A 7,465-nucleotide genomic window follows, 5' to 3' on the forward strand; every position below is an offset into this window, starting at 1 on the left:
GGGAATTTTACCGCCTCCTCCACTACCCTGAGGACGGTTCGGTCCACCTCAATTTTGTTCGTGACGGGCTCTATGAGAATCCGGCGATCAGATCGGTTATCTTCGAAAAGCTGGGACAGGACGGGTTCGCGGAGGGTATTGAGCTTACGCTGCTGGACCGTGACGGCACACCTATCCCTGTAATAGCCTCGTACATCATCATCGATGTCGACGGCGAACAATGCGTCGAATCGGTGTACAAGGACATACGGGTACGCAAGGAGCTGGAGCGGAAGCTCATAGAGCAGAACGAGAACCTGGAGAAGAACGTCCGCCAGAGAACGGTCGACCTGGAGAACCAGAAGGACCTCCTCATCAAGAAGAACAAGGAACTTGTCACCCTCACCGAAAAGCTGAGGGAGAGCAAGATGAGGCTCCAGACCCTCTTTAAGGCGATCACCGACACCGTTGTGGTCATCGATCCCGATTTCAATATCCTCATGTCGAACCAGAAGGGCATCGGCAACAAGGGGAAGTGTTACAAGAGGATCTTCAATCAGGAGGCCGCCTGCGAGGACTGCCTGATCGGCAGGGTCTTCACAGAGAAGCTGCCCGTATCTCTTGAACGAATGATAGACGGCGAGTATTACCTTCTCCAGGCGTACCCGATCTTTGATTCCCATTGCCAGGTCATAGGGGCGCTGGAATTCTCACGGGTGATCACGAAGGAAAAGAACATGGAACGGCAACTGCTCCAGGCCGACAAGCTGGCATCTCTCGGACAGCTCGTCTCAGGCATCGCCCACGAGATCAACAACCCCAACACATTTATCCGGGGCAACCTGACCATTATCCAGGAGGCGTTGAACGATATGATGCCCATCCTCGATCGCGCCTATGAAGCCCGGCCCGACCTCAAGATTGCCCGGCTCAACTACGAGATGTTCAGGCAGTCGATCCCCGTTCTCGTGGACGACATGGCGCAGGGTGCGAACAGGATCAAGGGGATCGTGGATGGGTTGCGGAAGTTTGCCAAAAAGGACGAGGGGCTCCTCAACGAGAGGGTAAACGTGAACGCCATTACTGAGGCGTGTATGCGGCTCGTGGACAACCAGGTCCGCAGGACGGCCGATGTAAAGGCCGAGTTTGACCCGGACCTGCCCGAGATTACAGGCAACGCCCAGAAGCTGCAGCAGGTTATCGTGAATGTACTCATAAATGCGTCCCAGGCTATCGATAAGCCGCGGGGAACCATAACGGTTTCCTCATACCGGCCGAACGACAGGGAGATCGTACTGAAGATAAGCGACAACGGAAAGGGCATGGATGAGAAGACGGTGAAACAGATCTTCGATCCTTTTTTTACGACGAAAAGGCATCATGGCGGAACGGGTCTCGGGCTTTCCATAGCCTATGGGATAATCAAGGAACATGAAGGCAGGATCGAAGTGGAAAGCAAGATAGGTGTCGGGACAACGTTCTACATCTATCTCCCCGGAAGTCCTGAGGAGGCTTGATGGACAGGATCCTCGTGATAGATGACGACCAGGCGGTGCTCAATTACCTGAACATCTTTCTCCTCCAGGCCGGTACCTTTGACGTGACCACGCTGGCGAACAGTACAAGGGCCTACGATGTGCTCAAGGACGGCGCCTATGATCTTTTGATCCTCGATATGGACATGCCCGATGTGACGGGGATCGACATCCTCAAGAGGATCCATGAGGAAAGCATCGATGTAGAGACCATCGTTCTGACCGGTGTGGAAGATATCAGCCTTGCCGTGGCTGCCATGAAACTGGGCGCCCTCGAGTACCTGACAAAACCCGTTGATAACGACCGCCTTCTGAACCTCATGCACACGGCCCTGGAGCAGAGGAGAACATCCAGAAACGTTGAATCCGAATTGACGGCAGCCGCGAACCTCAGGTTCAAGGAGGCTTTCAAAGAGATCGTCACGCAGGACGGGAAGATGAGAGAGGTCTTCTCGACAGTGGAGAAGATGGCGCTCACCGACAACAGTGTTCTCATCTGGGGTGAGAGCGGCACAGGAAAAGAACTCATCGCCCGGGCGATTCACCGGATCAGCAAGCGGAATGGACAGCACTTCGTCGCCGTCAATGCCGGTACATTTGCAAACGAACTCTTCGCGTCAGAGTTTTTCGGACACAGCCAGGGTGCCTTTACGGGCGCGACATCCAACAAGAGAGGATTTCTTGAAGAGGCCGACAGGGGCACGCTTTTTCTCGATGAGATAGGCGAACTGGCTCTTCCCATCCAGGTGAAGCTGCTGCGCGTCCTCCAGGAGGGGGAATTCTTCCGTCTCGGGTCGACAAAAAACCTGAAGGTCGATGTGCGGATCATCGCCGCTACGAATAAGAACCTTCACGAGGAGATGAAGAAAGGCAACTTTAGAAAAGATCTTTTTTACCGTCTTAATATCAACTCCGTCTATCTTCCCCCGCTCAGGGAGAGAAAAGGGGATATTCAGCTGCTTTCGTACCACTTCCTGCGCAGGTTCTGCCAGACGAACAACAAGAAGATCGAGAAGATTTCCGAAGGGGTGATGAAATCCCTTACCCGGTACGATTATCCCGGTAATGTCCGTGAGCTGATGAATATCATCAACAGCGCTGTGATCGTGGAGTCCACGAATGAATTGAGAAAGAAATCCCTGCCCAGCTATTTTCTCGAAAACGCGGGGTTCGGCGACTACGGGCCAACGGACGCCCCCCTGAAGACCCTCGAAGAGATCGAAAATGATCATATCGGAAGGGTCCTCAACTATACTGGCGGCAACAAGACCAAGGCGGCCCAGATACTTGGGATCTCGAGGGTCAGCCTTATCGCAAAAGCAAAGAGGCAGAAAGCAGAGTAAAAGACAGTCGATAGTCGATAGTGAATAGTAGATAGTAGAAAAACAAAACACATTACGCGAATGGTTTTTTTCCAATCTCGATATACGATCTACTAAATACGATATACAGTTTGTTCTGCGGTAGTCCCCTCACGACTTACGATTTACGGATGTCACCCTTTTACGCGAAAGGGGTCAAAAGTATTGACAATCTACAAATAAAAAAGGTAAGAGTTAACAATAGTACGCTCAGAAAACCGTACAATTTTAGAACGGTTAGGGTATAAGAAAAGGATGGTTTCTTATAAAGACGGCAAGTCTATAGGGGGAAAACCATGAAAGCCCGGCCATTTTCTATAGGAAAAAAATTGGGGCCACAGTATTGCCTGCCCCATTTTCCTTCATCTTTTGACGATGCAATGAACATGCTTACGCATTCAGTTGATGGATTAATATTGGCCGATGCTACCGGGAAGGTTTTGTTGATAAATCCTGCAGTTGAACGGGTTACCCATATATCTCCAAAGATGCTGCTCGGAAACAGGCTGGGGGATCTTCTTAGTCGAGGCATCGGCACTGATTCTGCTATTGTGAGAGCTTTAGAGAAAGAGAAACCATGCACGATCAGACTCACGACCGTCGGTACCAGAGAGGTACTGAGCAGCGCATGCCCCGTACGCGGCCAGAACGGGAGCATTACGGGCGTTGTCTGCAACCTGAGAAGTATTGCTGACTTGCATCGATGGGGTTTGGAAAGCATTCAGAAGATAGGAAAACCTTCAGAATCAGGTTTGATCGTGAGAAGCAAGGCCATGACAGACGTTATCGAACTTGCGAGGCGTGTTGCAGGAACGGAAAGTAGTATATTGATTCTGGGTGAGACAGGGGTTGGGAAGGACGTGCTTGCCCGTTTTATCTATGATACGGGCAAACGGCCAGGTCCCTTCATAAAAGTCAATTGCTCAGCCGTCCCGGGCAGTCTTTTTGAGTCGGAGTTTTTTGGTTACGAGGCCGGCGCTTTCACGGGAGCAAGACAAACAGGCAAGAGCGGATTCATAGAAAGAGCTGATAAAGGTGTGCTCTTTCTGGACGAGATAGGAGAATTGCCTTTAGAACTTCAAAGCAAACTCCTCACCGTTTTGGAGAGCCATGAAGTTGTTCGTGTCGGTGGGAAGTCACCGCGAAAGATAGATGTGAGAATAGTAGCTGCCACTAATAAGGATTTGGCTCACTGTGTTCGGTCAGGCCATTTCAGAGAAGATTTATATTACAGAATTGCGGTAATACCTATCTATGTCCCTCCGTTGAGAGAGCGGAAAGAAGATACGCTTGAGCTATTAGCGCGTTTTGTCCATGACTTGAATATCAAGTATGGAATAAAGAAGTATTTTGACCCTCAGCTTGTTCGGTTTCTATGTGATTATGGATGGCCGGGAAACGTGAGGGAACTAAGAAACGTAATAGAGCGTTTGTTCCTCATGGCAGATAGTAGTGTGGTTACCGTTAAAACCTTGGAAAAAGTTGGTAATGATCTGAGAAAGCCTGAGGCACCTTCATGTTCCATGCAAGACAAGGACAAGACGTTGCGTGAGAGGATAGAACAATATGAGATCAATATTATCAGACAAGCCATTGAAGATGCGGGTACATATAGAGAGGCAGCGTTTCGTCTTGGTATCAGTCTGTCAACGATTAACAGGAAAGCCCGTCAGATGCAGCACTTGAAGAAGTTAACGCAGGACATCATACCTGAATAGTAGCCCCCCGGATATTGGCAAAAAACGTTTTCAGCTCTGACTCCAGCCTTACCCTAACCGAGGGGTATTCCGGAGGATTATAACAGTTCATTACTTCTCCCGGAAGATCAATGCGGTCTATTCCTTTCTCTCCTTTAAATGAGGTTTCAGCCATCATCGTGGTCTCTTACACGGCTACCCTTTCTCACAGGGATTATAGACTACCGACTGTTTTGCCAATGTCACATCTGATAGTCAACATATCACTTTTGACATCTTTTCGAAGAAAGCCGAAGGTGCAAGACCATTCCAAATCCGAGTTATATTGCGTTATTACATAAAATAAACTTATGGCACGGTATTTGCTCTCTCATTAACGATAGGTTCTAAATAACGATTTGGAATTCGATAAAAAGATTGCTTTATGAAACGATAAGGCAATTAACAGGAAAAGGAGGGAGTGATTATGAAAAAATGTCTTTTGTTTGGATTATGTCTCATCTTTGTCGTGGCATTTGGTACCCCATCTTTTGCCCAGAATTTTGTACTTAAGGGTATCACGTTTGCACCGAGGAATGAAGCACACCTTACTGAAATTCCAATGCTTATAGATATGATTAAGAAAGAGTCTAATGGGCAACTAAAGATTAACTGGGTGGGAGGGCCTGAAGTAATCCCCTCATTTGACCAATCGATAGCTCTCAAAAATGGGACTATAGATATGCTTCTCTATTATCCTTTTAGCTACTTCACGTCGATGTTACCTGTTGCAGATGCTAAAGGTATTTCACAACTATCGGCCTGGGAGGAAAGAAAGAATGGGTGTTATGATCTCTGGGTCAAGGTGTTCAGGGAAAAGGTTAATGCTGAATACTTAGGGTGTCTGCATAGCGTTGTTCCCTTGCGTATCTATACCCGAAAAAATATTAAAACATTGGCAGATTTTAAAGGCATGAAAATCCGTGTTATGCCTCTTTATGTGCCTCTCCTAAAAGCGTTGGGCGCAGTTCCTGTAATGATGCCTGGAACCGAAATCCACACCGCGATGGAGCGGGGCGTAGTGGATGGATTTATGTGGGGAGGTTATGGTATCAAGAGCCTTGGGTTAGAAGGTGTCACGAAGTTCGTTATTGAGCCAGGCATTTTCCAACTTGAGGCCTTTGTGGGGATCAACTTGGCGGCCTTCAATAAACTCCCAAAAGACTTACAGGTAGCACTAAAAAGAGCAGTTCAAAAGATGGAGCCAATTGCGACGGAAAATGCAGGCAAAATAGCGGCTGCAGAGTTGGATTCGTTACAAAAAATGGGGATAAAGATAGCGAAACTGCCCGCTGAAGACGCAAAGAAGTTGAGAGATCTCTCATACGAGACTACCTGGAAGAAGGTAATAGCAGAGGACCCGGTCTATGGGCCACAATTCAAAAAGCTGACGACCAAGTAGAATTGACTGGTTCCAATAAAGGTGAATGTACTGAAGGAGAATAGGATGAATAATTTTCTGGAACCCTTGCCGCTAATCGAAGATCTTGTCGAATATCCCAGTTTTCACGTTAAAGCGCCTGTTTCGCGGTTCAAGCAGACCGATCAGGTCTTCTCAAGGGCGCTAAGGGGGGAAGTGGATATAGATACCAAGAATGTCGGTGTCACAAGCCCTCCTCCACACCCCCTGGATCGTATGGTCTTCAGCCCTTTTATGCTCCGCGCCCATCTCTGGAGCATTTGTGAGCCAAAGCCCCTTAAATGGAAAACCAAAGTGCAGGACACGATAAAGATGAGCTCACACATCAAGGAGGTTGCACGCTATATGGGTGCGGACCTTGTGGGAATTACAAAGTTGCATGAGGCCTTCATATTCGAGAATGACCGGAATGGCGATCCGGTCGATTACTCTAATTACAAATACGCCATAGTATTGGCGAAGGCAGAGGACTATGATATGATCCGGACGACACCAAGCTGGTGCGATCATGTTGAAGTAGGAAAACAGTATCAGGAACTTGCCGTTTTATCTACCTCACTTGCTATCTATATCGCTCAGTTAGGATATTACGCACGCGCAAGCTGTGCCGGTAATGATGTTGTCATGCATGTGCCTCTTGCTGTCTACGCTGGACTGGGAGAATTAAGCCGCATTGGTATTTTGTTGACGAGGCAATATGGACCAAGAGTGAGGCTTGCAACAGTCCTGACAAATCTCCCCCTCGAAGTCGATCATCCTATCGATCTCGGAGTAGGAGCATTTTGTAAATCGTGCCGGAAATGTGCAACTAACTGCCCGTCAGGAGCCATCGCTAAAGACGAAAAAATCGAAATAAGAGGAGTAGAAAAGTGGAAGGTAAATGAGGTGGCGTGTTATCGCTATTGGAGAAAAGACCCAATGAACTGGCAGGACTGTATTCGTTGTGTTGCTGTATGCCCTTGGAGCAAGAAGGACACCACGTTTCACCGTACAGTCGGACAAATTGTCTCCAAGTCCAGCGCCTCGCATAATCTCATCAATTTTCTGGATGATCTCTTCTATGGGAAAAAACCCAAGAAAAAGGAAATGCCTCCATCATTCAACGACTATCGGATGAGCCAAGACGAGTATCTGGCAATGATACAAGACAAAGATGTAAACATCAAGCTCCTCAACCCAGAAAGGAAATAGAACCGGAATCTTTAGCAGGGCATGGAAGAAGTTCTATAAGCAGACTGAACTTTTTTTGTGATTAAGACAGTAAAGAACTCTGTGGAAATGGGAGAGTATAATGAAATCCAAAGCTGTTTTTGACTGGGTTATAGAGAGCCTTGCCTATCTTGGCGGTATTTTGCTTGGTTGTGCCATAATTATAAAATTCTGTGACATCATCCTGCGATATTTTTTCAATAAGCCGTTGACCTGGGATATAGA

6 protein-coding genes are annotated in these 7,465 nt (G+C 47.8%); 5 read left to right on the top strand and 1 reads right to left on the bottom strand.

Annotation, left to right across the window (positions count from 1 at the left end):
* The 3 genes from PHU49_12025 to PHU49_12035 all read left to right on the top strand — a co-directional run.
* Positions 1–1,496: ATP-binding protein (locus PHU49_12025; protein ID MDD5244734.1), on the top strand; the 1,496-nt coding region annotated here is incomplete at its 5' end.
* Positions 1,496–2,857, top strand: a complete 1,362-nt coding sequence (locus PHU49_12030; protein ID MDD5244735.1) for a sigma-54 dependent transcriptional regulator — start codon at positions 1,496–1,498, stop codon at positions 2,855–2,857. The genes PHU49_12025 and PHU49_12030, both read left to right, overlap by 1 nt.
* Before the next feature lie 314 nt (positions 2,858–3,171).
* Entirely contained in the window at positions 3,172–4,593 is a 1,422-nt protein-coding gene (locus tag PHU49_12035) for a sigma 54-interacting transcriptional regulator (GenBank protein MDD5244736.1), read from the top strand.
* Here PHU49_12035 and PHU49_12040 read toward each other — a convergent pair.
* Positions 4,580–4,750: a hypothetical protein gene (locus tag PHU49_12040; GenBank protein ID MDD5244737.1), complete on the bottom strand. Its 171-nt coding sequence runs from the start codon at positions 4,748–4,750 to the stop codon at positions 4,580–4,582. The two genes, PHU49_12035 and PHU49_12040, sit on opposite strands and share 14 nt — an antisense overlap.
* Positions 4,751–5,038: 288 nt before the next feature.
* On the opposite strand from PHU49_12040, the gene dctP reads away from it, so the two are divergent.
* Together dctP and PHU49_12050 are read left to right on the top strand one after the other, a co-directional pair.
* On the top strand, positions 5,039–6,013 hold the full coding sequence (dctP, locus tag PHU49_12045; protein ID MDD5244738.1) for a TRAP transporter substrate-binding protein DctP: 975 nt from the start codon (positions 5,039–5,041) through the stop codon (positions 6,011–6,013).
* Positions 6,014–6,058: 45 nt separating this feature from the next.
* Complete coding sequence (locus PHU49_12050) at positions 6,059–7,222, top strand: reductive dehalogenase (protein ID MDD5244739.1); 1,164 nt, start codon at positions 6,059–6,061, stop codon at positions 7,220–7,222.
* The last annotated feature ends 243 nt before the right edge of the window (positions 7,223–7,465 follow it).

The sequence above is a fragment of the Syntrophorhabdaceae bacterium genome (assembly GCA_028713955.1).
GTDB lineage: Bacteria > Desulfobacterota > Syntrophorhabdia > Syntrophorhabdales > Syntrophorhabdaceae > UBA5609.